The 23,457-nt window shown below is 70.6% G+C and carries 25 protein-coding genes and 1 pseudogene; 14 read left to right on the forward strand and 12 right to left on the reverse strand.

What is annotated here, in order from left to right; translation table 11 throughout:
• Positions 1 to 41: 41 nt before the first annotated feature.
• Both IF99_RS0108805 and IF99_RS0108810 read right to left on the reverse strand, forming a co-directional pair.
• A complete protein-coding gene (locus IF99_RS0108805) occupies positions 42 to 317 on the reverse strand; it encodes a protealysin inhibitor emfourin (protein ID WP_030995808.1) in 276 nt (91 codons plus the stop codon).
• Positions 318 to 377: 60 nt separating this feature from the next.
• The gene (locus IF99_RS0108810) at positions 378 to 1,427 is read right to left on the reverse strand and encodes a M4 family metallopeptidase (RefSeq protein WP_030995809.1); all 1,050 of its coding nucleotides are present in this window, start codon (positions 1,425 to 1,427) and stop codon (positions 378 to 380) included.
• A gap of 463 nt (positions 1,428 to 1,890) precedes the next feature.
• On the opposite strand from IF99_RS0108810, the gene leuA reads away from it, so the two are divergent.
• The 3 genes from leuA (at position 1,891) to IF99_RS0108825 (ending at position 5,980) form a co-directional block, all read left to right on the forward strand.
• Positions 1,891 to 3,588 carry a 2-isopropylmalate synthase gene (gene leuA / locus IF99_RS0108815; protein WP_030995810.1) on the forward strand — a complete coding sequence of 566 codons (1,698 nt, stop codon included), beginning with the start codon at positions 1,891 to 1,893 and terminating at the stop codon, positions 3,586 to 3,588.
• Positions 3,589 to 4,025: 437 nt separating this feature from the next.
• Positions 4,026 to 4,778 carry a TerB family tellurite resistance protein gene (locus IF99_RS0108820; protein WP_030995811.1) on the forward strand — a complete coding sequence of 251 codons (753 nt, stop codon included), beginning with the start codon at positions 4,026 to 4,028 and terminating at the stop codon, positions 4,776 to 4,778.
• A gap of 227 nt (positions 4,779 to 5,005) precedes the next feature.
• Positions 5,006 to 5,980 (forward strand): SDR family oxidoreductase, encoded by a 975-nt coding sequence (locus IF99_RS0108825; protein ID WP_030995812.1) that lies wholly within the window; start codon positions 5,006 to 5,008, stop codon positions 5,978 to 5,980.
• A gap of 125 nt (positions 5,981 to 6,105) precedes the next feature.
• On the opposite strand, the gene IF99_RS0108830 is transcribed toward IF99_RS0108825, so the two are convergent.
• Positions 6,106 to 6,768 (reverse strand): NUDIX domain-containing protein, encoded by a 663-nt coding sequence (locus IF99_RS0108830; protein WP_030995813.1) that lies wholly within the window; start codon positions 6,766 to 6,768, stop codon positions 6,106 to 6,108.
• 81 nt (positions 6,769 to 6,849) lie between these two features.
• Between IF99_RS0108830 and IF99_RS0108835 the strand changes: the two genes are divergently transcribed.
• Positions 6,850 to 7,608, forward strand: coding sequence for a DeoR/GlpR family DNA-binding transcription regulator (locus IF99_RS0108835; protein ID WP_030995814.1), 759 nt, complete (start codon positions 6,850 to 6,852; stop codon positions 7,606 to 7,608).
• Positions 7,609 to 7,712: 104 nt separating this feature from the next.
• Here the strand turns inward: IF99_RS0108835 and IF99_RS0108840 are convergent, their stop codons facing one another.
• The gene (locus tag IF99_RS0108840; protein ID WP_030995815.1) at positions 7,713 to 8,516 is read right to left on the reverse strand and encodes an AraC family transcriptional regulator; all 804 of its coding nucleotides are present in this window, start codon (positions 8,514 to 8,516) and stop codon (positions 7,713 to 7,715) included.
• Positions 8,517 to 8,571: 55 nt separating this feature from the next.
• Between IF99_RS0108840 and IF99_RS0108845 the strand changes: the two genes are divergently transcribed.
• Positions 8,572 to 9,858: a CynX/NimT family MFS transporter gene (locus IF99_RS0108845; RefSeq protein WP_234340628.1), complete on the forward strand. Its 1,287-nt coding sequence runs from the start codon at positions 8,572 to 8,574 to the stop codon at positions 9,856 to 9,858.
• 220 nt (positions 9,859 to 10,078) lie between these two features.
• On the opposite strand, the gene IF99_RS0108850 is transcribed toward IF99_RS0108845, so the two are convergent.
• From IF99_RS0108850 to IF99_RS0108860, 3 genes are all read right to left on the reverse strand, one after another.
• On the reverse strand, positions 10,079 to 10,519 hold the full coding sequence (locus IF99_RS0108850) for an SRPBCC family protein (protein ID WP_030995817.1): 441 nt from the start codon (positions 10,517 to 10,519) through the stop codon (positions 10,079 to 10,081).
• A gap of 96 nt (positions 10,520 to 10,615) precedes the next feature.
• Positions 10,616 to 11,230 (reverse strand): TetR/AcrR family transcriptional regulator, encoded by a 615-nt coding sequence (locus IF99_RS0108855; RefSeq protein WP_030995818.1) that lies wholly within the window; start codon positions 11,228 to 11,230, stop codon positions 10,616 to 10,618.
• Positions 11,230 to 12,078 carry an oxidoreductase gene (locus IF99_RS0108860; RefSeq protein ID WP_030995819.1) on the reverse strand — a complete coding sequence of 283 codons (849 nt, stop codon included), beginning with the start codon at positions 12,076 to 12,078 and terminating at the stop codon, positions 11,230 to 11,232. The genes IF99_RS0108855 and IF99_RS0108860 overlap by 1 nt, the downstream gene beginning before the upstream one ends.
• Before the next feature lie 140 nt (positions 12,079 to 12,218).
• Here IF99_RS0108860 and IF99_RS0108865 point away from each other — a divergent pair, with 140 nt between their 5' ends.
• Together IF99_RS0108865 and IF99_RS35710 are read left to right on the forward strand one after the other, a co-directional pair.
• Entirely contained in the window at positions 12,219 to 12,656 is a 438-nt protein-coding gene (locus tag IF99_RS0108865) for an MFS transporter (protein WP_030995820.1), read from the forward strand.
• Between the two features lie 111 nt (positions 12,657 to 12,767).
• A pseudogene (locus IF99_RS35710) lies at positions 12,768 to 12,932 on the forward strand (ISL3 family transposase); the annotation flags it as partial.
• A 111-nt stretch (positions 12,933 to 13,043) separates the two neighbouring features.
• Here the strand turns inward: IF99_RS35710 and IF99_RS35715 are convergent.
• Positions 13,044 to 13,682: a DUF6461 domain-containing protein gene (locus IF99_RS35715; protein WP_420705656.1), complete on the reverse strand. Its 639-nt coding sequence runs from the start codon at positions 13,680 to 13,682 to the stop codon at positions 13,044 to 13,046.
• Between the two features lie 399 nt (positions 13,683 to 14,081).
• Between IF99_RS35715 and IF99_RS0108870 the strand changes: the two genes are divergently transcribed.
• Positions 14,082 to 14,657: a DUF6461 domain-containing protein gene (locus IF99_RS0108870; RefSeq protein WP_030995821.1), complete on the forward strand. Its 576-nt coding sequence runs from the start codon at positions 14,082 to 14,084 to the stop codon at positions 14,655 to 14,657.
• Between the two features lie 338 nt (positions 14,658 to 14,995).
• Here IF99_RS0108870 and IF99_RS0108875 read toward each other — a convergent pair whose 3' ends face one another.
• Both IF99_RS0108875 and IF99_RS0108880 read right to left on the reverse strand, forming a co-directional pair.
• Positions 14,996 to 15,382: a VOC family protein gene (locus tag IF99_RS0108875; RefSeq protein ID WP_030995822.1), complete on the reverse strand. Its 387-nt coding sequence runs from the start codon at positions 15,380 to 15,382 to the stop codon at positions 14,996 to 14,998.
• Positions 15,379 to 16,809, reverse strand: a complete 1,431-nt coding sequence (locus IF99_RS0108880; RefSeq protein ID WP_234340629.1) for a CoA transferase — start codon at positions 16,807 to 16,809, stop codon at positions 15,379 to 15,381. Before IF99_RS0108880 ends, IF99_RS0108875 begins: the two co-directional genes overlap by 4 nt.
• A 66-nt stretch (positions 16,810 to 16,875) precedes the next feature.
• Here IF99_RS0108880 and IF99_RS0108885 point away from each other — a divergent pair, with 66 nt between their 5' ends.
• From IF99_RS0108885 to IF99_RS0108900, 3 genes are all read left to right on the forward strand, one after another.
• Entirely contained in the window at positions 16,876 to 17,616 is a 741-nt protein-coding gene (locus IF99_RS0108885; RefSeq protein ID WP_030995824.1) for a helix-turn-helix domain-containing protein, read from the forward strand.
• Between the two features lie 642 nt (positions 17,617 to 18,258).
• A complete protein-coding gene (locus IF99_RS32160) occupies positions 18,259 to 18,810 on the forward strand; it encodes a hypothetical protein (protein ID WP_234340630.1) in 552 nt (183 codons plus the stop codon).
• A gap of 81 nt (positions 18,811 to 18,891) precedes the next feature.
• The gene (locus IF99_RS0108900) at positions 18,892 to 19,713 is read left to right on the forward strand and encodes a hypothetical protein (RefSeq protein ID WP_030995827.1); all 822 of its coding nucleotides are present in this window, start codon (positions 18,892 to 18,894) and stop codon (positions 19,711 to 19,713) included.
• 427 nt (positions 19,714 to 20,140) lie between these two features.
• Here the strand turns inward: IF99_RS0108900 and IF99_RS0108905 are convergent, their stop codons facing one another.
• Both IF99_RS0108905 and IF99_RS0108910 read right to left on the reverse strand, forming a co-directional pair.
• On the reverse strand, positions 20,141 to 20,338 hold the full coding sequence (locus IF99_RS0108905) for a DUF397 domain-containing protein (protein ID WP_030995828.1): 198 nt from the start codon (positions 20,336 to 20,338) through the stop codon (positions 20,141 to 20,143).
• The gene (locus IF99_RS0108910; RefSeq protein WP_030995829.1) at positions 20,319 to 21,176 is read right to left on the reverse strand and encodes a helix-turn-helix domain-containing protein; all 858 of its coding nucleotides are present in this window, start codon (positions 21,174 to 21,176) and stop codon (positions 20,319 to 20,321) included. The genes IF99_RS0108905 and IF99_RS0108910 overlap by 20 nt, the downstream gene beginning before the upstream one ends.
• Positions 21,177 to 21,295: 119 nt before the next feature.
• Between IF99_RS0108910 and IF99_RS0108915 the strand changes: the two genes are divergently transcribed.
• From IF99_RS0108915 to IF99_RS0108925, 3 genes are all read left to right on the forward strand, one after another.
• Positions 21,296 to 21,529, forward strand: a complete 234-nt coding sequence (locus IF99_RS0108915; protein WP_030995830.1) for a hypothetical protein — start codon at positions 21,296 to 21,298, stop codon at positions 21,527 to 21,529.
• A complete protein-coding gene (locus tag IF99_RS0108920) occupies positions 21,526 to 21,741 on the forward strand; it encodes a hypothetical protein (RefSeq protein ID WP_030995831.1) in 216 nt (71 codons plus the stop codon). The genes IF99_RS0108915 and IF99_RS0108920 overlap by 4 nt, the downstream gene beginning before the upstream one ends.
• Before the next feature lie 299 nt (positions 21,742 to 22,040).
• Entirely contained in the window at positions 22,041 to 23,447 is a 1,407-nt protein-coding gene (locus IF99_RS0108925; protein WP_030995832.1) for a DUF7507 domain-containing protein, read from the forward strand.
• Positions 23,448 to 23,457 lie beyond the last annotated feature (10 nt).

Below are 23,457 nucleotides of genomic sequence, written 5' to 3' on the forward strand. Positions count from 1 at the left end.
GGCCGGCGGACCCGTCGCCCCCGGCCGGCGGACCCGTCCGCTCAGGCCCCTTCCTTGAGCACCCTCCGGAACAGCTCGCGCTGGGCCTCGCCCAGCCGGGGGTCGGCCGCGTGCACGGTGCGGCCGTCGACGGTGAGCGTGTAGCGGAAGCCGTCGGGGACCCCGCTCGGGGGCTCGTCGGCGCCTTCGCGCAGCGCCTGTTCGGCGAGCGAGTGCCACCGGGACGCGTCCTCGGCGCCCTCCGCGCTGTCGGTGTCGATCACCCCCGTTCGCCGTCCGCCCGCGAAGCCGCCCGTCCGTGTCACCTCGATGCGCATACCCATGGACCTACCCCGTCCGCCGTGCCGAGCACCGTCCGCTGCCTGCGAAGCCCTCGCTCACGACAGGGAGACCCCCACCTCCGACCACGCCTTCGTGACTGCCTCCTTCTCGTCCGCGCCGTCCGCCGCCCTGCTCGTGAGCGCCGCGAACTCGGCGAAGTCCGCCGTCGAGGACAGCTCGCCGCCGGTGAGCACGTCGAACCAGATGCGCCCGGCCCGCTCCCAGGCGTAGCCGCCGAGCGAGGTGGCGAGGAGGTAGAAGGCGCGGTTGGGGATGCCCGAGTTGATGTGGACGCCCCCGTTGTCCTCCTCCGTCTCCACGTAGTCGTCCATCGAGGCGGGCTGCGGGTCCTTGCCGAGCACGTCGTCGTCGTACGCGGTGCCCGGAGCCTTCATCGAGCGCAGCGCGGTGCCCTCGACGCCGGGGGCGAGGAGTTCGTCGCCGATGAGCCAGTCCGCGTCCTCGGCGCGCTGCTGCTTCGCGTACTGCTTGACGAGGGAGCCGAAGACGTCCGAGACCGACTCGTTGAGCGCTCCGGCCTGCCCCTGGTACTCCAGGTTCGCCGTGTGCTGGGTGACGCCGTGGGTCAGTTCGTGGCCGATGACGTCGACGGGGAGGGTGAAGTCGAGGAAGATCTCGCCGTCGCCGTCGCCGAAGACCATCTGGTCGCCGTCCCAGAAGGCGTTGTTGTACTCGCGGTCGTAGTGGACGCTCGCGACGAGCGGCAGACCGCGCCCGTCGATGGAGTCGCGGCCGAAGACCTTGCGGTAGAGGTCGAAGGTCGCGCCGAGCCCCGCGTAGGCGCGGTTGACGCTCGCGTCGCGTGTCGGCTCCTGGCCCTCGGCGCGGACCTTGTGGCCGGGGAGGCGGATGCCGTGCCGGGCGTCGTAGATGGTGCGGTCCGGGGTCTCGGAGGCGGTCGGGTCCCCGGCCGGCGCGGCGAGTGTGCGCGCGAGCGCCGTCTGCCGCCGCTGGTGGCGGCGGCCCGCGTCCTCGTCGAGCGTGCGGCGCGCGGTGGCGTGGCCCGCCCGCGCGAGGTGGTCGAGCAGATGCGGGGGGACGATCGTGCAGAAGGGCTGGTGCGGGAGGTGAAGGTGAGTGTTCATGCACTCACGGTTACCCTGACCTTGCGTACTGTCACAAATCGTGCGGGACTTTCGTACGAACGAGGGACATATCACGGATGGAGGTTTGGATCATCCCAGTCCCGAGAGCTGATAATGGGACCGACGGAGCCGGACGATGGAGTCATGCCTCGTCCCGCATGGTGATACGGAGTCTCGCGCCTCGCGGGACTCGGCTAAGGTGCGGAGCATCATGCGTTTCGGGCTGCTTCTTCTTAGCTGCCGCGGCGAGGGTCTGTAGTCGTAGGCCGACCCCCTCCCCGCGGAGTGAGGTGTTGCGGTTTTTCCGCCCCGTCGGCCCCCTCAGCCTCAGCGGACTTCAGAGGAGCCCACGCACATGACCACGAGCGAGCCCACCGCCACCGTTCCCGCGCAGCAGAATGCCGCGGACGGCTCCGGACGGAAGCCCCTCAGCAACACCGCTCACCTCCAGGCCCCCTCCGGGATGCCCTTCCACCGCTACGGCCGCTACGAGCAGGTGGAGATCCCCGACCGCACGTGGCCCGAGAAGCGGATCACCAAGGCCCCCCGCTGGCTCTCCACCGACCTGCGCGACGGCAACCAGGCCCTGATCGACCCCATGTCGCCCGCCCGCAAGCGCGAGATGTTCGACCTGCTCGTCCGCATGGGCTACAAGGAGATCGAGGTCGGCTTCCCGTCCTCCGGGCAGACGGACTTCGACTTCGTGCGCTCCATCATCGAGGACCCCGAGGCGATCCCCGAGGACGTCACGATCTCCGTGCTGACGCAGGCCCGTGAGGAACTGATCGAGCGGACCGTCGAGTCGCTCGTCGGCGCCCGGCGCGCCAACGTCCACCTGTACAACGCCACCGCGCCCGTCTTCCGCGAGGTCGTCTTCCGGGGCAGCAAGGACGACATCAAGAAGATCGCCGTCGACGGCACCCGGCACGTCGTGGAGTACGCGGAGAAGCTGCTCGGCCCCGAGACCGTCTTCGGCTACCAGTACTCGCCGGAGATCTTCACGGACACCGAACTGGACTTCGCGCTGGAGGTCTGCGAGGCGGTCATGGAGGTGTGGCAGCCCGGTCCCGGCCGCGAGATCATCCTCAACCTGCCCGCCACCGTGGAGCGTTCGGCCCCCTCCACGTACGCCGACCGCTTCGAGTGGATGTCCCGGCACCTGTCCCACCGCGAGCACGTCGCGCTCTCCGCGCACCCCCACAACGACCGCGGCACCGCCGTCGCCGCCGCCGAACTCGCCGTCATGGCGGGCGCCGACCGCGTCGAGGGCTGCCTGTTCGGTCAGGGCGAGCGCACCGGGAACGTGGACCTGGTGACCCTCGGCATGAACCTCTTCTCGCAGGGCGTCGACCCGCAGATCGACTTCTCGGACATCGACGAGATCCGCCGCACCGCCGAGTACTGCAACCAGATGGAGGTGCACCCGCGTCACCCCTACGCGGGCGACCTCGTCTACACCGCCTTCTCCGGCTCCCACCAGGACGCCATCAAGAAGGGCTTCGAGGCGCTGGAGAACCGGGCCCGCGCCGAGGGCAAGGATGTCGGCGACGTCGAGTGGGCCGTGCCGTACCTGCCCATCGACCCGAAGGACGTGGGCCGTTCCTACGAGGCCGTGATCCGCGTCAACTCGCAGTCCGGCAAGGGCGGTATCGCGTACGTCCTCAAGAACGACCACAAGCTGGACCTGCCGCGCCGTATGCAGATCGAGTTCTCGCGCATCATCCAGGCGCGCACGGACGCCGAGGGCGGCGAGGTCACCCCGGCCGAGATCTGGGACGTCTTCCAGGACGAGTACCTGCCCCGCCCCGCCAACCCGTGGGGCCGCGTACAGGTACGCGCCGGGCAGACCACCGCGCAGACGGAGAACGGGCTGGACAAGCTCACCGTGCAGGCCGTGGTGGACGGTGTCGAGACCGAGCTGACCGGCAGCGGCAACGGCCCCATCTCCGCGTTCTTCGACGCGCTCCAGGGCGTCGGCATCGACGCCCGCCTGCTCGACTACCAGGAGCACACGCTGAGCGAGGGCGCGAGCGCGCAGGCCGCCTCGTACATCGAGTGCGCCGTCGGCGACCGCGTCCTGTGGGGCATCGGCATCGACGCCAACACCACGCGCGCCTCGCTCAAGGCGGTCGTCTCCGCGGTCAACCGCGCGGGCCGCTGAGCCCCTTGCCTCCGCGGGGGTGACCCGGGCGGTACGGGGATGACCTCCCCGTACCCCGCCACCCCCGCTCCGGGCGCGCCGCACGGGCCGCCGACCGCCTCCGTGCGACGCCCCCGGACCCGGCCGACTATCCCCTCGGCCGTCAACCGCCGTCCCCCACGCCTCACCCCCCGCGCGGGAGTTCGCGCTGTCATGACCACGCAGGCCCCGCAGGGTTCACGTCCTGTCGGGGCCTGCGGTCACTCTCGGCCAGGTATCGACCGAGTAACGCCGGGGTACTGACGTCATCACGGCGATGTGGCTAACATCACGCCAAGGCGTCGGACACCCGGCGCCACCGTGCGGGGCATCCCGGTCCCCGTGCGCACAACGGGTTCGCCCGTGGGCAGGACGAGCGCGGTGCGAGGACGCACGCGCGCCGAACAGGGAGGTGCGCCGTGGCACGAGCCGGAGGCAGGGGCGAGGACCGTCACCAGCGGTCGGGGACCGGACCACACCGCACGCCGCCCGCCCGCTACGGCCCGCTGCGGCTGCGGACGCGCTGGAACGTCGAGAGCGACGGCGAGTTCTTCTGCCCCGACTGCGGCGGCGACCGCGCCTACGTGCGCAAGACCGGGAACCAGTACGTCGCCTTCCTCGGTGTCCCGCTCCTCCCGCGCGGTACGACGGGCCCCGTCGTCGAGTGCGGTGCCTGCGCCGCCGAGTACGGCGTCGAAGCCCTCGAACACCCCACGACGGCCCGGTTCGGCGCCCTGCTGCGCGACGCCGTGCACACCGTCGTCGTCGCCGTGCTCGCCGCGAGCGGCACCGCCTCGCGCTCCACGATGGACGCCGCCGTCGCCACCGTCCGCGGCGCCGGCTGGACCGACTGCGAGGACGACCAGCTGTACGCCCTCATGCGCGCCCTCGCCGAGGACCCCGGCTCCCCGGTCTGTCCCGACGACCCCGCCGAGGCCGAGACCGCTGCCCTCACGCTGGCCATAGAGCTGCACGAGTCCCTCGACCCGCTCGCCCCGCACCTCGCGACACTCGGTCGCGCCTCGATCCTCCTCCAGGGCGCCCGCGTCGCCCTCGCCGACGGTCCCTACACCTCCGCCGAACGCGAGGCGCTGAACGTCGTGGGCGCGGCCCTGCTCCTGGACACGGACGAGGTCGGGCGGCTCCTGGAGGAGGCGAAGACGCCGTCCTGAGGCGGCGGTCCGGGCGGGGGAAGTGGGACATTCCAGGGAATCCGGGATTCCGCGGAGAACGCGTCAGTTCCCTTGTGCTGAAGGGGAGACGGCCGTCGGCGCGCGTTGTCCTGTCCCGCGGGGCGGTCTCGGAGAGCCGGGGGTTTCTCGCCCGGCGCGGCCACCGGCGCGGGACACGTGCGGGTTCCCGGAAAAGGTGACAGGTTCTGGCGGGATGGGCGTCCACGATGGACGGCATGGACCACATCACGCGGGAACAGCAGCAGTCTGCGGCGGCGGGGGAGCGGCCCCTCGCCGACAGGATCGCCCTCGTCGCGGGGGCGACGCGCGGGCTCGGCAGGGCGATCGCCGTCGCGCTCGGCGAGGCGGGGGCGACCGTCTACGTGACGGGCCGCACGACCCGTACGCACACGAGCGAGGTCGGGCGGCCCCAGGAGACGATCGAGGAGACCGGGGAACTCGTCACGGCCGCCGGGGGTACCGGGATCGCCGTGCCGACCGACCACCTCGACGAGGAGCGGGCCCGCGCGCTGTTCGCGCGGATCGAGGCGGACCACGGGCGGCTCGACATCCTCGTCAACGACCTGTGGGGCGGCGAACACCTCGTCGCGGAGCACGTGTTCGGCAAGAAGAGCTGGGAGACGCCGCTCGCGGACGGTCTGCGTATGCTCGATCTCGGCGTCCGCTCGCACGTCATCACGGCGGGCCTGGCGCTCCCGCTCCTGATCCGCTCCGACGGCCCCGTGCACGTCGAAGTGACGGACGGTACCGCCGAGTTCAACGAGCGGTTCCGGGACAACCTGTACTTCGACATCGCCAAGACCACCCCGCACCGCATCGCCTTCGCCCTCTCCGAGGAGCTGGCCCCCTTCAACGGGACGGCGCTCAGCGTGAGTCCGGGCTTCCTGCGCTCCGAGCAGATGCTCTCCTTCTTCGGCGTCACGGAGGAGAACTGGCGCGAAGCCGTCGCCCAGGAACCGCACTTCGCGATCGCCGAGTCCCCCTTCTACCTGGCCCGCGGCCTCGCCGCGCTGGCGGCCGACCCCCAGCGCGCCCGCTGGTCGGGCACCTCGGCGTCGAGCGCCGAACTCGCCAGCGCCTACGACCTGACCGACGTGGACGGCAGCCGCCCGGACTCCTTCGCGTACTTCCGGGACGTGGTGTTCGGGGGGAAGAAGGGGGTGGCGGAGGACTACCGGTAAGGCCCGAAGGGGGGGGCGGTGAGGAGCGGGGCCGCCAGGTGAGGGTGTGGGGGCGCCTGTGGGGCGGGGCGCCCGGTCACCGCCCACTGCCTGGCCGCCCACCGGCGACCGCCCGCCCCGGCCCGTCACCTCCGGAACGGCCCGTCCAGCGCCGCCCACTGGAGCAGCATCACCGTCTTCGCGTCCGCGATGCGGCCGTCGCGGATCATCGACAGCGCCTCCGCGAAGGGGAGTTCGAGTACCTCGATGTCCTCTCCCTCCTCCACGAGGCCGCCGCCGGGAGTCACGCGGTCCGCGGGGGTGTACGGGGCCGCGTAGAAGTGGAGGCGTTCCGTGACCGAGCCGGGGCTCATGTACGTGTCGTAGACGTGGGTCAGGCGGCCGAGGCGGACGCCGAGTTCCTCCTCCGCCTCCCGGCGGATCGCCGTCTCCGGGCTGTCCGCGTCGAGCAGGCCGGCCGCCGCTTCGACCAGCATCCCGTCCGGGTGCTCGTTCACGTAGGCCGGGTAGCGGAACTGACGCGTCAGCAGGACGCGTTGGCGCTCGGCGTCGTACGGGAGGACCACCGCGCCGTCGCCCCTGTCGTACGTCTCGCGCTCCTGGGTCTGCCAGCGGCCGTCCCTGCGGCGGTACGCGAATCGCGTACGGCGCAGGACGTGCCACCCTTGCGAGGTCAGCGCGACGTCCTCGACCACGACGTCCGGGTTGCGGTCGAGACCGCGCCCCGCCTGGTCGAGGCCGGTGCGGCCGCGGTGGTCGGGGATCTCGATGCCGGGGCGTTCTGCCACGGTGGCTCCTGGGAGTGCGTCGGAAGGGCGGACGAGCGGTAGACTACGCGCAGGAACGTGCAAGAGCAGGAGAGAATGTGGATGCTTGCCGCTGAACGCCGCGATCACCTCCTCGGTCTGCTGACGAACGAGGGCAAGGTCATCGCGAAGGACGTCGCCGCGGACCTGGGTATCTCCGAGGACAGCGTGCGCCGCGACCTCCGCGACCTTGCCGCCGAGGGCCTGTGCCAACGCGTGTACGGGGGTGCCCTTCCCGTCTCGCCCGCCGTCGCCGGCTACACCGCGCGGCAGGCCGTCGCCCCGGACGGCAAGCGAAAAGTCGCCGCGCTCGCCGCGAAGCTCATCCGCCCTGGTGGCGCGGTCATCCTCGACGGCGGCACGACCGCCCTCGCGCTCGCCCGCGCCCTCCCGCACGAACTGCCCTGCACGGTCATCACGCACAGCCCCACGATCGCCGCCGCGCTCCTCGACCACCCGCGCGCTGAACTCTTCCTCCTCGGTGGCCGTCTCTTCAAGCACTCGGCGGTCACGTGCGGCGCCGCCGCCGTCGAGGCCGCGCAGAACGTCTCGGCCGACCTGTGCCTGCTCGGCGTCACCGGGGTCCATCCCGAGGTCGGCCTCACGACGGGCGACGCCGACGAGGCGGCCATGAAGCGCGCCCTCGCCTCGCGCGCCGCCGAGACCTACATCCTCGCCTCCTCCGAGAAGATCGGCACGGCCTCCCGCTTCCGCGTCCTGCCCTGGCAGAAGATCACCGGACTCATCACGGACGCCGCCCCCACCGACCCCGTGCTCGCCCGGCTCACGGGCCTGGGAGTGGAGATCCTGCGAGCGGGCTGAGGGCGGGGAGTGGCGGCACGGATTCCGAGTGGAGGTGCGGGTGCGGCTGCGGGTGGCGCTCGGTGCCAGGCGTTCGCGGTGGTGAGCGGGGGCGGGGGACGGATTCAGCCGGTCTCGGTGTGGAGCTGGCGGTTGCGGTAGCGGCCGGGGGTCTCGCCGACGAGGGCGGTGAACGCCTCGATGAAACTCGTCGCGTTGGCCCAGCCGCAGGCGAGAGCGGTGTCGGTGACGGACTTCCCCGCCGCGAGCCGGGCGAGCGCGTGGTGGACACGCAGTTGCGTGCGCCACTGGTGGAAACTCATCCGCAGTTCCTGCCCGAAGAGCCGGCTGAGCGTCCGCTCGCTCGCCCCGACCCGCGTGCCCAGTTCGGCGAGCGTCTGCTGGTTGGCGGGGTCGGCGTAGAGGATGCCGGTCAGCGCCCGCAGCCGGTCGTCGGCCGGCTCGGGCAGGTGGAGCGGCTGCTCGGGCGCCGCGGTGAGCTCGTCGACGACGACCGCCTGGAGCCGGTCGACCGCCTCCGGTGTCCGGCCGCAGGGCTCCGCCTCCGCCGCCCGCCCGCCCGGGCCCGCCTCCTCCGCCGTGAGCGCGAGCAGGGCCTCGCGGGCGAGCGCGGAGACGGTCAGCACGGCCGGATGCGCGGGAAGCCGGGCGGCGAGCGCGTCGAACAGGAAGAGGATTCGCATGTCCGCGTCGCCGTGCGCGGTGTGGTGGTGCGCGAAGGCCGCGGGGGTCCACGCCACCCGGGTCGGCGGGGCGATCCACGTACCGCCTGAGGTGGTCACCGAGAGCACGCCGGTGGCCGGATAGACCAGGTGACCGTGGTCGTGGGCGTGGGTGGGCAGCCGCTGCCCGTGCGCCAGGACGATGCGGCCGCGTTCCACGGGATGAAGATGGCGGGTTTCCCTCATAGGTTGGCATCCTATCGGTAGTCCGCCGTGCGGGCCTCGCCGGAGAGTGGACGGCATGAACAGCCCAGTGACCTCTCAGGCCCCGGTGGCGTCCCTTTCGGCGCCCCGGGAGCCGTCCCTCCCCGGTCCGGCCGGGGCGCGCACCGTGCGCGCCGCGGTCGCGTTCGGACTGGCCGCGCTGAACCTGCGCGTCGCCGTCGCGTCCCTTTCCCCCGTCCTGCGGGAGGTGCGGCACGACGAACACCTCTCGTCGTTCGGCGCCGGAGCCCTCTCGACGGTGCCGGTCGTCTGCTTCGGGGCCTTCGCGTACCTCGCGCCCCGGCTCACCCGCCGCTTCGGTCCCCACCGCCTGCTGTGGTGGGCCCTGCTCGCCATGGCCGGTGGCATCGTGCTGCGCTCGGTCCCGGGGGTGTTCGCCCTGTTCGGCGGGACCCTGATCGCCGGGGCGGCGATCGCGGTCGGCAACGTCCTCATGCCCCAGCTCATCAAGCACGACTTCGCCGGCCGCGCCGGGCTGATGCTCGCCTGCTACTCCCTGGCCCTGTCCGGCGGAGCCGCGCTCGCCGCGGGCGTGGTCGTCCCGCTGGAGTCGGCCACCGGCTGGGGCTGGCGGCAGGTGCTCGCGCTGATGGCGATCCCGGCCCTCGTCGCCGCCCTGGCCTGGCTCCCCGAACTGCGCCTGCCGGAGCGGCGTTCCGCGAACCGCCGACGACAGGGGCCGGTGGAGCGGGGCGGAGCCGACGCCGCCGCCCCCACGCTCAGGGCGCTGTGGCGCGACCGCACCGCCTGGGCGGTGACCCTCTACATGGGCCTCCAGTCCCTCGGCTACTACGCGATCCTCTCCTGGCTGCCGACGCTCCTCCAGGACCACGGCATGAGCGACAGCCAGGCCGGATGGATGCTCTCCTTCTCCAGCTTCCCCGGCATGGTCGCGTCCTTCGCGGCGCCCTGGTTGCAGCACCGGCTGCGCCCGGCCTTCCTCGCGCCGCTGGTGGGCGCCCTGCTGTGCGCGGCCGGTTTCGTCGGCCTGCTCACGTCCCCCGTGTCGGGCGCCTACCTCTGGATGACCCTCCTCGGACTGGGGCAGGGCCTCGCCATCGGCCTCGCCCTCGGCTACATCGTCGCCCGCTCGCCCGACGCGCACCACACGGGCCAGCTCTCGACGATGGCGCAGGGCGCGGGCTACCTCATCGCCTGCCTCGGCCCGCTCGGTCTCGGCCTGCTGCACTCCGTGAGCGGGGGATGGTCGCTGCCGATCGCGGTGCTGCTCGCCCTGCTCGTCGTGCAGACCGCCACAGCCTTCGGCGCGAGCCGCGACCGCCACGTCCTGGAGTCCTCCTGAGGAACCGGGGGCTCGGGGGGTAGTGAAGAGCCGGAACAAGCGGGGGACTTGTGTTCCGAAGGGGCGCGTCCGCCGGAACACGCGGCAGGGCCGCCCGTCTCCTCGCGATCCACGCGAACCCGTCGAGCGGTCTCCTGCCCCGGCGGGAGTGGCCCCGGGGCACCGCCCCGCCGCCTCCCCGCACGGGGGCTCCCGGTCCGCCGGGACCCCCGTTCCGCCTCTACACGTCGTGCCGTTCCCGCCCCGCCTCCAGCTCGGCGAGCTTCTGGAACTCGCCCAGGTCGTAGTTGGCGAGCGTCGAATCGAGATTGGTGAGGGCCCCGACGCGCTCGACGAAGCCCTCGGGCTCGTACTCGATCTGGAGCGTGACGCGGCTCTCCGTGGCGCTCAGCCGGTGGAAGGTGACCACCCCGGCGTGGTGCACGCCCTCGATCGTGCGCCAGGCGATGCGCTCGCCCGGGACGACCTCGGTCAGCTCGGCGACGAACTCCTTGTCCACGCCGGGCAGGGCGAGTTGCCAGACGAAGGTCACCTCGTCGGTGCGCTGGACGTGCTTGACGTGGCTGAGGAAGTCGGGCCAGCGCTCCACGTCCTCCCACAGCGCCCAGCTCACCGCCACCGGGGCCTTGATGTCGACAGCTTCGAGCAGAGAGGACGCCATGGGGAACTCCTTGTTCGCGGGGAGGGCCGGTCGGCCGCTCCCCGCGCGCGTACCCCGTCCCGCCCGGAACTTTCCGGGGCGTTCCTCGCCTCCTGCTCAGGGCGCCAGACCGGCGCTGGTCAGCCAGATGTGGGCGCATGTCGCCGACGCGTCCTGGAGCTTCTCGCCGGATTCCTGTGAGGCGTGGTAGAAGGTCCGCTCGATCATCCAGCACAGGGCGCGTGCCATCGCTGATGCCTGGTCGGGCGCGGTACCCGCCTGGATTCCGGCGCGTTCGAGTACGGCGGTGATGGCCGCGATGAACAGGTCGGCCGTGTGGTTCCACAGCTCGCCGATCTCCGGCACGGTCAACGACAGGTCGATCGCCGTGCGCATGACCAGGCCGTGCTCGTTCCACAGCTCGACCGTGCGCCCCATGGCTGCCGCGATGGCCCGGCGGGGCTCGTCGGCCTCAGCGGTGGCCCTCGACCGCTCCCACAGGTGCGCGACGGTCCGGGCCACGAGTGCCGTGACCACTTCCTGCTTGGAGCCGTAGTAGAAGTACAGCGCGCCGCGGGTGATGCCGGCGCCCTGGGCGATGTCGCCGACGGTCATGGCGTCGTAGCCCTTGCGCGCGAGCAGGGATTCGCAGGTGTCGAGGATGGCCCGCTCCCGGACATCGCCCTTGCGCTCGGTGGCGCGACGGCTCCGCGCGGGCTGGTGACCGGGCATCAGAGCTGCGCGCCGTCGGCGAAGTCGGTCGTGCGGGAGAGCGCCTCCCAGGCGCGGATGTCCTCGTCCACGGCCGTGCGGGCGGCGGTCACCAGTCGCAGCGCGTCCGAACCCAGGAGGAGGTGGGCGGGCGGCTGCTCGACCGAGGCGATGTGCACGAGGGCTTCCCCGGCCTTGGCCGGATTGCCCAGCTGGTTGCCGCTGGCCTTCTGCCGCGCTTCGCGGATGGGGCCGAACAGCGCGTCGTAGTCGTCGACGGTCCGCGCGGCGCGTGTCATGGACCGTCCGGCCCAGTCGGTGCGGAAGGAGCCGGGCTCGATCGCCGTCACGTGGATGCCGAACTGCGCGACCTCCTTGCCCAGCGCCTCCAGGATGCCTTCCAGAGCGAACTTGCTGCCGCAGTAGGCGGACATGCCGGGCACGGCCATGAGCCCGCCCATGGAGGTGACGGCCATCAGGTGTCCGCGGCGACGCCGGCGCATGGGGGGCAGCGCCGCCCGCAGCGTGGCCACCGCCCCGAACACGTTGACCTCGAACTGCCGCCGCACCTCGGCCAGCGGGGTTTCCTCGAAGGTGCCCTCCAGGCCGTAGCCCGCGTTGGCGACGACGACGTCCAGCGGGCCGACGCTCTGCTCCACCTCCGCGAGCACCCCGTGGACGGCGTCATCGTCCGTCACGTCCAGCAGGCGCCCGTGAGCGTCGCCGGGCCTGAGTTCCTCGAAGGCCCGCAGGTCCTTCTCGGAACGGACTGTGCCGACGACGGTGTGCCCCGCGGCCAGGGCGGCCTCGGCGAAGGCACGCCCGAGGCCCGTGCTGACGCCGGTGATGAGCCAGTTCTGCTTCCGCACTGTTCCTCCAGAGAGGTCTTGCGAGGAGCCGGAGCGCTCCTGGCGCCCAAAATTCTACACGGTGTCGATTTTTGCCGTCACGGTGTCGATTCCGGGCTCACCGGATGGGGCGCTCGCGGGGAGGAGCGCTCAAGGCAGCCTTGGCCTGGGCCGGCTCCTCCTGGGTGCAGGGGCGTCTGCTGGAGCATTACCCCCGCCACCGCTTGGTTGTGGCCGGCGCACTGGCGCAGGCAGCGGCAGTCGCCCTCGCGGTGGCCGGGACGCTTTCCGCAACGCCCGCGTACACCGCGGCATCGGCGATGGTCGTCGTGGCGATCGGCATGGGCATGTACGCCCCATCCCTCACCGCGCTGTCGCTCACTCACAGCCCACCCGGTCGGCAGGGCTACGCCGGCAGCGCGATGCAGACCAGCCAGAACCTTGGCCAGATAACGGTGTTGGGCCTCTCCTCCGCCTTGCTCAACGCCTGCCTCGGCGTCGGCTCGACCGATACCCTCGGCTACAGCGCCGCCTTCGGGGTGCTGCTCGCACCGTGCACCCTGGCGGCTCTGCTCGCCACCCGCGCGCGCAGCACCTGAGTCCCTGCCTCTCCCGGCAGTGCCGTCAGTTGTCCTCGGCGTCAGCGAGTCAGACGGGCACCGCCTGCCTCCGAAAACGGTCGACAAACGCTGTCCGTAAAGAGGCTCTGGCTCAACTTCCTTGCCGCCGGTATCGACCGTGATCGCGACGCCGTGATCGCCGGCCTCACTTTGCCCCGGAGTTTCGGCGTCGGCACGTCAACCGGAAGAAGATGCTCAGGCGGCAGATGTTCGGCCGGGCCGGCTTCGCTCCTGCGGAAAAGAGGTCTCCTGGCCAGGAGACCACACCCGCCCATAGCGCTCGTAACACGAACATGTGCGGGTCTTCTTGAGGCGTCTCCAGCAGATCAGGCTGCGGGCGAGGGAGACGAAGGTGTGGTGTAGATATCAGGGGGTCGGGAAAGCGGGTAGCGGTCGGCCCAGAGGTCTGGGATTCTCTTGCGTATCTCTTGGGTAGAGAAGCGGAGGGTCCGGTCGTTCGAGGGCGTCTCGGTCGGGCTCGTCAACTATCACCGAAAGCAGCGGCCCGCGAAGTATTTCCGTAGTGATTTCCTGGCCGACGCACCGGGCAATGACGTCCAGGCATGCAGCAATCGAGTCCATGCCGGCGGAGGTGAGTGCGTGGATCCTTTGGGAGAATTGGTGCGAGCTATGCCCACGGACGCTAGGTGGGTATCCCGGCTCGAACCACTCGATAACTCTTCCATTCACTACACAATGGAATACCGTCAGCGCTTTCGCTGTCCGGAATAGGATGATGGATTCGGTGTCTATAGACAGATCGCGCATCACTCCGTTCGTGAATCCGATTGGGTCCTCGAACTCGATACAAAAACCCCATTCGCCCAACGAACCCGAGCGCAGTACGGTGCCCAAAGGGGGAGCGTCGGGCGTGTCTTGTGAGAGTAGTTGTCTGGCCGCACCTTCGTCAGCCCTATAGATGCGGATTATCTCTGCTGGGCTTCTGTTCAAGGAGAGAGTCAAGTAGAATTGCTCGGAATCTCCCAAGCGCCAAGAATGAGACATCGATGTTCCCGTGAAGTGTGTGATGGCTGGCCCCGAACGCCCGCGGCAAGAATCGTCCCAGGTGAGCGGCGGGACATGTCGCTGTCAGGTTACGTCAGAGTAATCGGATACGAAGACGTGGGATGGGTCTTTTTCGATCAATCGCTGGTCTTGGGTGACGTTGCTTCACGCGCCATGCAGGCGCGGTTGAGCTGGTCGAAGGTGTCCCCGGTGAGGCGGTGACGGCAGGGAGCGAGGAAGGGGGTAGTCGGCTTGATGCCCAGCCGGGACAGGCCGAGGCTCGTTGCGGAGTCGTCGACGCTCCGTCTCGGCCGACTGTTCTTCCGCCCTGATTCTGCCTCGCATGGGTGGCGTACTGTCGTATCCGGCCGCTGCCGGGTGCTGAGGGACGGAGCTGTTATGGACCGCTTGTCCGAGGTGCTGAGCAGTGAGTACTTCTGTGTGACGGCGGTGCGGGGTCTCGCGTTGCCGGATCTCCTTGAGCGCTTGGAGGTCGTGCGCCAGGGGAATTTGCCGGAATACCGGCTGGATGAGGCGATCGGGCATCTGGGGTTCGACAGCTGGGGCGTCCGGATCTACGCGCCCGCCAGTGAGGAATGGGTCTACCTGGTCGACGTGAACGGACAAACGGGTGTCGCGCACATGGAGCCGGTGCTACGGCGGCTGTCCCGAGGAACGGAGGCGATCAGCGTGTGGTCACTTCTCGGCTCGACCACGCATGTGACCCAAGCTCGTGACGGCGAGATCATCGCTACCTGCGACACGTGGCTGTTCGAGCCTGCGAGCGGATCCGCCCCCGACCGCCTCAATGCGGCTCTGCGGCGTTCCGGCTTCTTTCTTGAGGATGAGCCGGAGGAATTCGACGACGCACGCGCGGCCCTGGAAGCGGTGGAGCATGAGTTCCGTCTTCGGGTGGAAGCCGGTGCTGTGATGGGGCCGCTGCCCACCGTTTTCATCTCCCCGCAACTGAGCTGAACGGCAGGCAGCGACTTTCACCGGTAGGTCAGGCCGATGTGACCCTGAGTCAGAAACCTGTCACGTCATCCGTGGAACTTCCAAGTGCCCCAAGGACGTGCAGGACGAGCCCTGTGACGAGTTCCCCTTCGCCGGTAGCCAGGAGAGCGGCGTCCTCAACTGCATCGCCCATGGCAAGGACCGCGCGCAGGTAACGGCAGTTCGCGCAGATATTACGGTGACTTGGTCACTGACTGGCCCACCGTGGCCACGCCCTCTCGGCACCTCACCGCGTGCGTACCGCGAACTGTTCCGGCGTGACGTGCGACGTGAGGTGGCCGCCGAGCGCTCGGGCCACGTCAGCGGTCCTCGCGCGGGTTGCTCAGTTCGATCAGGTTCTGGTCCGGGTCGCGGATGTAGACGCTGGTGATCGGCCCGGTGGCGCCGGTCCGTTCGACGGGCCCTTCCTCCACCCCGATCCCGTGGGCGCGCAGTTCGGAAACGACGTCCGCGAGGTCGTCGTCGACGATCAGGCACAGGTCGGCGCTGCCCGGCGTGGGACGGGCGGCCTTGGGCTCGAACTCGTGTCCCACCGGATGGAGGTTGATCTTGCTGACGCCGAAGGTGAGCGCTGTCCGGCCACCCGCGAAAGTGACGGCCCGCAGGCCGAGCCGCGCGTAGAAGGCCACGCTCACGTCGATGTCGGCCACGGTCAGGACCAGGTGGTCGAGCCGGTTGATCCTCATCGGCGCTCCTGCCAGTCGAGGGTGTCCGCACCCAGGGGCCGGGCCGGGCCGGGCGCCGGTGTGGGCATACCGCTGAAGCGCAACGGCAGACCTGGTTGGACGACCGTCCCGAACGGGCCTTCGGTGGTGACGACCGGGATCGACGACGTGGTCGGGCGGGGCAGGCCGGCGACGTCGGATCGCGGGAACTGGCCGAGGTCCTGCACCCACATGCACACCTGCGCCAGGTCCACGCGGACGCGCCAGGATCCGCCTTCGACGGCTCGTCGGCGTAGTGCCGCCACCATGGCCGCCGCACCGAGATACGCGGCCAGGTAGTCGTTGAGCAGATGCGTGGGCGGCAAGGACGGGCGATCGGTCCACTCCTCGTAGGAGAAGCCGGTCGCCGCGCAGGCGAGCTGATCGAACCCGCCGCGCTGACCCCACGGCCCGTCCGCTCCCCAGCAGTGGTACTGGACGGCAACGATTCCCGGCCGCATCCGCGCCACGTCCTCGGCCCCGAAGCCCCGGGCGGCCATGCCGCGATAGGAGTCGACATAGACGTCGGCTTGCGCGGCCAGGTCCTTCACCCGGGCCGCCTGGCCCGGGTCGCGCAGGTCGCAGAAGGCGTTGCGCTTACCGCCGCCGGTCAGGATCGCCATCGCGATCGGGTCCGGCAGGTCGGGCCGCGAGAGGTGCAGGGTGTCGGCACCGAACGTGCTCAGTAGCTGTGTGGACACCGGCCCGGCGATGACATGGGTGTTGTCCAGCACCCGCAGCCCGTGCAGCGGACCGCCCGGTCCGGCGGCGGGCAGGGGAACCGGGTCGGCGTCGGCGATCCGCTCGACCTGCACCACCGCACGGCCCAGCAGGTGCCGGCCTGCGGGATGGGAGCGCCACTCGTCCGCGGTGCGCACCACGGCGCACACGCCCCCGGCGTCGCACACCGCGTCCTCAAGAGCGAACGCGTCCCAGTGGGCGACCGCCTCGGCGATGCGGTCCTTGACGGGCGGCACGTTCAGCACCGTGCACACCGCATCGCGCTGCCGGGGGTACGTGGTGATGAGGAAGATCCACCGATCGTCGCGGGCCCGGTAGAAGTCGTTGTTCCCCAGCGCCGACGGGTCCTCCGCGATCCGTGCCGTCGGCACCCCGTTGGTGGTGCCGAGGTAGGCCGCGCGAAGCTGATCGATCGCCTGCTCGACACTGACCGACACCTGCTGCGGGGCGGCGCCGCCGTCCTCCAGGAGACCGGCGAGCTGGTGACCGAACGCGGCGATCGCCGCGGCCGACGCCTCGCCGAGACGGTGCACGGATGGCACGAGCGGATCCGCGCCGACGATCCCCACCGTCGATCGAGGCAGCCGCAGGGGGCTCAGCAGGCGGGTCAGGTCCGTGGCCGCCCGATGCGCGTTCATGGTCTGTGATGTCGAGGAAGTGGAGGTCACCTCCCGATTATGGGGACATCTGCGGCCACTCCTGCCTGGATTGCGCATATACGGAAGACTGCTGCCATGGCTCCTGCACCACCGCGTCATCGCACCGTGGCCCGCGTCGACCGCATTCTCGAGGTGGTGGCCCGCAACCATCGGCTCACCCTCAGCCAGATCGCGCACGCCACCCAGGCCCCGGTGAGTTCGACCAAGGACCTTCTGGATGAACTCACTGCCTGCGGCTATCTGGTGTGCCGCGCCAAACGCTACGAACCCGGACCACGGCCCTTCGTTCTCGGCCTCGTCGGCGAATGGGCGAGTCCGGCGGGCATCGACCACGCCGAGCTGGCCCGGCTCAGCGAGGCCGCCCGCGCACCCCTGCTGCTCGCCGTGCTCGCGGGAACCCAGGTGTACTACCTCGACCACGCCGGTCCCCGGGCTCCGAAGCGGCTGCAGGACCCTGTGGACCAGCACCAGCCGCGTACGGTCCTGCGCACGGCGGCGGGCCGATTGCTGCTCGCTCTCGGAGCACCTCTGGCATCGAACGTGCTCGTCGGCCTCAAGGACAGCGACCCGGCCGGCTTCGCCTCCTTCGAGCAGGAACTACCAGCCATCCGCCGCGCCCGCCTGGCCCGCAGCGACGGGCTGGCCGATCCTGACATTCGTGCCATCGCCGTCCCGGTGCAGGTCGGCGACCACGTACCGGCCGCCGTCGTCGTGACCGGCCGCCGCCGCGGCACCAACGACCGCAGCCTCGCACTCGACGCCGCCACTCGCCGATTGGCCACCGCGATGAGAGCCAGGAACGAAGGCGCCACGTGAGCGTTCCGTCGGCCTCCAAACGGAGAACCGTGCGTCATCGCTGATCACACCGACGGTTGATCAGCCCAGCGGGCTGCCGTGTGAGCGCTGGGGTCTGCGGCAGGCGCCCGTGGGAGGGGCGGCCATGTCGGAGTGCCGGCAAGCCTGTTGGCGACGGACAAGACCACTGTCACGCTCACGCCCTCGCCGGAGCCGGGGTCGCCGCCGGCTGACAAGCCCGGGAGCCCGTACCCGGTGGCGGCGAAGCGCGGCCGGACCGGCGTGGCGAAGGACGGGGCACGCCGAGCGATCCCCGGGATCGCGCCCCACCTGGCCGGTAGGCCGCTCCATCCGGCGCGATCGGTCGAGCTGGTGGCGGGTCAGGATGCGAGGGACCGTCGGGGCGGGTATGGCCAGGATCGGTCCGATGCGTGCGGGGCCGAGCTGGTCATCGGCGGCGTGCGCAACGGGCTGCCCGGGGACTCGCTCGTCGCGTTCGGCTGGGGTCACCTGATCGGGGTCCACCTTGAAGAAGCTCACTGTTCGGCGCTTTAGTGTCCGATCCGTGCGTATGGCGATGCCGACCCGCTTCCAGAGAGCCCCGCAGCACTGGGTGGCGAGGGCGCCTGCGCACGGCTCCGCACCCGAACAAGGAGTTACTCCATGCGCCTGCGCACTCCGCTGACGTCGATGGCCCTCGCGGCTGCTCTGCTCGGCCTTTCCGTCTCACCTTCCGCGGCCGTCGCCCCTTCCGTGAAGGGCCCCGGCGCCTTTGTCACCAACGGGGACCGCGTACACATCTCAAGTACCCCTCCCCGCACGGCATCCGCCCATGCCTGGTGGACACACGTCGCCGGCCCCGGCACCAAGGCCAGGGTCACCATCTGGCTCCAGGTGAAGGCTGCCAAGAAGGGCAGCAAGTGGCACTCCGTGGCGAAGAACTCGAAGAACCTCAAGTCCGGCAACGGCGGCAGCGGCCGCAGAGTCGTCGCACGCAAGAAGTGCGCGAACCAGAGCAAGCGCCAGTGGCGCACCATGATCGACGTGGACCTGATCGGCGTCGCTGACACCCCGGAGAAGGCGTACACCAAGGCGGTCACGCGTAAAGTGCGGAGCTTGAGGCCCCGAGCACGTAGCGCGCCATGCACGGAGAGCGGAAAGCGAACGCCGTGCCCCCGCGGAGGCGCCTATGAACTCGAGGCTCGACGCCGCTGATGAGGGGGTGGCCCCCCCGCCCCCACGGGTGCGGGGCCCCCGACCCGGGCCTTTCACCCGTTAGATCCTGGAGTAGGGACCATGAGCGACACCGGTCTGGACGCCACCTTCATCGTCGGGCTTCACGGAGTACTCGACAAGCACCCCTGGATCGAACAGGTCAACGCCGAATTCGATCTCGACGAGGACGTGTTCAGCCTCGCCGTGCGGCGCGCGTCCGCTTTCGCCTGGAGTTCCACGGCGTTGACCGACGAGCAGACCGCGAACCTCTGGGACCACAACGACGCCGGCGGCGACTGGACCCCGGACGGAGCCGTCCGTCAGCTCGCCTGGCTTCAGGCATCGCTTCCCCGGCCCGCCCACATGCCCGGAAGGGCTCGACGGGAACCTCGCCTGCCGGTCCTGCCCGTGCTCACCGTGCTCGTGGACGCGCTCCGCCGGGTGGGCACCGTGCGGCTCACCGGCACGCACACCCTCGCGCCGCTCCACCGCACGGGAGACGCGCGCGTCGCCCTCGCGGAGAACGCCGACTGGTACACCCTCGCCAATCCCGCCGACGCGACCACACTGACGGTCACGGTGTCCGCGCTTCCCTCGCTTCGCCTCGCCGAGCGGGCCGACGAGATCCGGGAAGCGGCGCTCGCCCGCACGTACGGCAACATGCGGGTGGCCACCCGCAAGCCCGCCACCGCGGCCGCGACGCCTGGGCTCGCCCGACCGCTCGCGGGGATGGTGCAGGCCGAGCGCCTGCGCCTCGCACTCGCCTTCCGGTGCGATGTACGGGAGTGGACCACCGACGTGGCGGCTTGGACGACCGAGGTCTTCGCGGACTCGATCCGGGCGGTGACCGGGCTCTCCGGCCTTGTCCTCATCGCGGTGTCTTCGGACCCGGCCGCGGCCTGACCGGCGTCCGTCCCACCGCGAGAACGCTCAACCCGCCGCCCGCCCTTCCCCTCGCTCATTTATGGGACAGCCGTGAGGGATGCAGGCGGTGCCGGGGCTATGCCCTGGTGCCGCTCGCGCGCTCGGCGTCGGGGGCGGGGCCGGTGAGCTGGGTGCCGGGACGTGCGTACGGGAGCCGTTGAGGCGGAGGCGGGTCGGCGTGGCTCGGTGAGCCTCCCCGGACGGCCGGAGAGGTGCGGCGCGTTCGGCCCGCCCCGGCTGAGCGAAGCGGGCTGAGGCGGAAGAGAGAGGAAACCGCGTCGAGGATGCTGCCGCCCGGCCCTGCCTCGGGGGTGAAAGCTGCCCTTCGTGCCGTCGTCCGGGAACCGGGTCGACGGTCTCGCACGCGGTCCCCCCGAGCCGGACCACCTGCGAGCCGAGTCCCGCCTCAGCGGGTCCGGTCGGCGGCGAGGTGGGAGAGGAAGGCGGACCAGGCGGGGGCGGCGAAGCTGAGGAGAGGGCCGGTGGGGGACTTGCTGTCGCGGGCGGCGCAGCCGGCGGGGGAGGCGGCTACTTCTACGCACTGGCCTCCGTCGGGGGCCGAGTAGCTCGACTTGCGCCAGTTGTCATTCACGCTGTCGTGCACTGTCTGGGCTTCCTTGGGTGAGGGATTCGATGTACTCAAGTGAAGCGTCGGGCGAGAGCGCCGCACTCCTGAGCTGAGCGTAGACCTCGAACGCCTCCTCAAGGACTTCTCCTTCGTCGCGCGTGATCCCGTTGCACAACGCCTCTGTGTGGAGAACAGGCGGCAAGTCCCTGAAGCGCAAGATGGTGAAGGAGTCCAGCATCACGCTCGTCGCACCGACCGAGATGGGAAGCACCTGGATGACTGCCCGCTTCGAATGGATCTGGTCGATCAAGTGGAGCAGTTGTTCGTGCATTGCTTCCGCACCACCTACCGGAACCCGCAGCGCCGTTTCTTGCAGGACGGCCCAGAGGCGCAAGTGGTGCGGTGGTCCGAGAAGGTCGCCCCGTTCCATGCGCCTCTCCGTGAGGTCCGCGATCTCTTCATCATCGTTGGTCGCGTACGGCCGGTAGGCGTGAAAGAGCGCTTCGGCATAGCGCCGCGTCTGAAGAATGCCGGGAATGCGATTGGACTCGTAGACGTAGGCGCCCTCGGCCTCCTGCTCCAGGTCCAGGAAGGACATGACGTGCGGCGCGAAGACTGGCTGGTTCGTGATGAGCTTCTGGACGAAGCGCGAAAAGGTCCCGCCCGTCTTCAGAACCTCGTCGAGCCGGTCCGCCACATCCGCTTTCGGCTTGCGGCGTCCTGCCTCGAACTGCGCGATGTAGCTGGCGGACACGTACACGAGTGCCGCCAATTCGGCCTGGGTGAGCCCCGAGCCCTCGCGCAGTCTCCGCAGCTCCTCCCCGAAGTACTGCCAGGTGAGAAGGCGGAGAGGGTCGCCGGGGGAGATGGCCATGTGTCGGCTCCTTCACAAACCCAGTGTCAAGCGGTGGCTACTTCACAAGCTAGGCCGAGCGCAAGAGCCTTGTAGGGCGGAATCCGCGAAACGACCCGATCTATCTACGAGGTGCAACCATGCCCCCCAACTCCTCCCACCACGCCTCCGCTTGCGTCTCCGAGGCCGAGGACGCCGTGGCCGAGCTGCGGGCCGCTCTCGCCGCCAACGGCCTCCGGCTTCCCTCGCTCTCGCTCGATCTCGCCTCCGTCGCCCGTGAGTCGCCGTGTCCGCACGTCACTCTCGGTGGGTGTTCGCCCGAGCTTGCCGCGCGGCTCGCCGCCGTGTTGCGGCGGAAGGCGGTCGTGGCGTGACGTTCAAGGTCGGGGCCTACGTGGTGGACACCGTCACCGGTACGGTCGGCATCGTGGAGGCCGCCGCGCCCGAGGTCGTCGTGCTGCGGCCCATCGGGGGCGGCCCCTTCTGGGGGCGCGGGACGAGTGAGGTGCGGCTCGCCGAGACGATGGAGCGCCTGCGGGCCGAGACCCTGTACCTCAACGCCCGCAGCCGGGGTGAGCGGCTGTAGTCCGGTGCGGCGACGGGCGGGCGCGGAGTCAATGCGGCGCCCGCCCGTTCGTCCTTCCGGGGGCGAGCGGCAGGCTGTTTCCGGTCAGTACGGGGGAAGCGCACGAGGGGCGGGCGCCCACCGGGGCGCCTGTGCCCGTACGGCGAGGGGCCTGCCCCGCCCCCGGAGCGGAAACCCGTGGCCGAAACCACGCCGCCACACTTGGCCAGTGCTTGCGTACCGCGCTGTACGGGCCCGTGCCCGCGCGCTGTAGTGCTGCTCCGCAGCGGCCCCGGCCGCCGAAGTGAAGGGGGAGCACCATGACCACGCCTTCCGCCCCGCTCAGCGTCAGCCTCGTCAACGGCAGCTTCGAGGCGCCCGTCGTCAGCGGGTACGAGATCCTGCCGGACGCCTCGCAGCCGCAGGCGCCCAAGTACGTGCCGGGATGGCGCACGACCGCCACCGACCACATGGTGGAGATCTGGCACACGGGCTTCAACGGTGTCCCGTCCACGGACGGCGCGCAGTTCGCCGAACTCAACGCCAACCAGGTCTCCACGCTCTACCAGGACCTGCCGACCACGCCGGGGACGAAGCTGTACTGGCGGCTCTTCCACCGGGGGCGGCAGGGGCGCGACACGATGGCGCTCGACATCGGTCCGGTCAACGCGCCTGTCGAACAAGGGCGGTTCACGGACGGCAACACCGCCTGGGGCCGCTACACCGGTACGTACGTCGTCCCCGCCGGGCAGGCCCTCACCCGCTTCGCCTTCCGCTCGGTCTCGGCCGCCGGGGGCAACCAGGGCGTCGGGAACTTCCTCGACGGCATCTTCTTCGGCACCGCGCCCCTCGTCGAGCTGAGCAAGATCGCGGTGCCGCAAGGGCCGTTGGACGTCGGCGACGTGCTCACGTACCGCGTCACGGCACGCAACGAGGGCGGCGGGGCCGCCGAGAACCTCGTCCTCACCGATGTCCTTCCCCCTCACACGACGTACGTGCCGGGGTCGCTGCGGATCGTCGACGGGCCCGGCGCCGGGGCGAAGACCGACGCGCGCGGCGACGACCAGGCGTACTACGACGACGCCGCCCACGCTGTCGTCTACCACCTCGGTACGGGCGCGAGCGCGGTGGCGGGCGGGAGCCTCGCCAACACCGCTGAGCTGCCCGGTGGTTCGACGATCGAGTACCGCGTGCGGATCGATCTCGCGGCCGGGGGCACGCGGCTCGTGAACACCGCGAGCGCGACATACGAGAACCGGCTCGGCGAGCAGCCGGAAACGCTCATCGCGACCTCCGGCGAGACGGCCACGGAGGTGAACCCGGCCGCCGACCTGTCCCTCGTGAAGTCCGCCGACGTCACATGCGTCACCGTGGGGCAGACGGTCACGTACCGGCTCACGGTGCGCAACGCGGGGCCGAACAGGGCGACGGGCGTCGTCGTCGCCGACCGGCTGCCCGGGAGCCTCGCCTTCCTCTCCGCCGAGGCGCACCCCGGGAGCTGGGACCCCGGGGCAGGGCGCTGGACCGTGGGCGGACTGGCGGCGGGCGCGAGCGCGACGCTCGTCGTGCGGGCGAAGGCGACGCGCGCGTGCCGTCTCAGGAACACGGCGACCGTGACCGGCCGCGAGCTGGACCCGGTACCGGGGAACAACACGGACGGCGTCGTCGTGTGCGTGGACCCGGCGCCGACGTGCTGCGATCCCTGTGCGTCGCTGGGGAGTTGCTGAGGGGAGGGGC

It is taken from the genome of Streptomyces sp. NRRL F-5630, assembly GCF_000719475.1.
Lineage (GTDB): Bacteria > Actinomycetota > Actinomycetes > Streptomycetales > Streptomycetaceae > Streptomyces.

Coding starts and splice junctions, on each gene's coding strand:
- IF99_RS0108885 (WP_030995824.1), top strand. CDS start 16,876: ATGGCTCCTGCACCACCGCGTCATCGCACCGTGGCCCGCGTCGACCGC.
- IF99_RS0108805 (WP_030995808.1), bottom strand. CDS start 317: ATGCGCATCGAGGTGACACGGACGGGCGGCTTCGCGGGCGGACGGCGA.
- IF99_RS0108835 (WP_030995814.1), top strand. CDS start 6,850: ATGCTTGCCGCTGAACGCCGCGATCACCTCCTCGGTCTGCTGACGAAC.
- IF99_RS0108910 (WP_030995829.1), bottom strand. CDS start 21,176: ATGGCCATCTCCCCCGGCGACCCTCTCCGCCTTCTCACCTGGCAGTAC.
- leuA (WP_030995810.1), top strand. CDS start 1,891: ATGCCCTTCCACCGCTACGGCCGCTACGAGCAGGTGGAGATCCCCGAC.
- IF99_RS0108850 (WP_030995817.1), bottom strand. CDS start 10,519: ATGGCGTCCTCTCTGCTCGAAGCTGTCGACATCAAGGCCCCGGTGGCG.
- IF99_RS0108870 (WP_030995821.1), top strand. CDS start 14,082: ATGGACCGCTTGTCCGAGGTGCTGAGCAGTGAGTACTTCTGTGTGACG.
- IF99_RS0108855 (WP_030995818.1), bottom strand. CDS start 11,230: ATGCCCGGTCACCAGCCCGCGCGGAGCCGTCGCGCCACCGAGCGCAAG.
- IF99_RS35715 (WP_420705656.1), bottom strand. CDS start 13,682: ATGTCTCATTCTTGGCGCTTGGGAGATTCCGAGCAATTCTACTTGACT.
- IF99_RS0108825 (WP_030995812.1), top strand. CDS start 5,006: ATGGACGGCATGGACCACATCACGCGGGAACAGCAGCAGTCTGCGGCG.
- IF99_RS0108915 (WP_030995830.1), top strand. CDS start 21,296: ATGCCCCCCAACTCCTCCCACCACGCCTCCGCTTGCGTCTCCGAGGCC.
- IF99_RS32160 (WP_234340630.1), top strand. CDS start 18,259: ATGCGCCTGCGCACTCCGCTGACGTCGATGGCCCTCGCGGCTGCTCTG.
- IF99_RS0108925 (WP_030995832.1), top strand. CDS start 22,041: ATGACCACGCCTTCCGCCCCGCTCAGCGTCAGCCTCGTCAACGGCAGC.
- IF99_RS0108810 (WP_030995809.1), bottom strand. CDS start 1,427: ATGAACACTCACCTTCACCTCCCGCACCAGCCCTTCTGCACGATCGTC.
- IF99_RS0108875 (WP_030995822.1), bottom strand. CDS start 15,382: ATGAGGATCAACCGGCTCGACCACCTGGTCCTGACCGTGGCCGACATC.
- IF99_RS0108845 (WP_234340628.1), top strand. CDS start 8,572: ATGAACAGCCCAGTGACCTCTCAGGCCCCGGTGGCGTCCCTTTCGGCG.
- IF99_RS0108900 (WP_030995827.1), top strand. CDS start 18,892: ATGAGCGACACCGGTCTGGACGCCACCTTCATCGTCGGGCTTCACGGA.
- IF99_RS0108840 (WP_030995815.1), bottom strand. CDS start 8,516: ATGAGGGAAACCCGCCATCTTCATCCCGTGGAACGCGGCCGCATCGTC.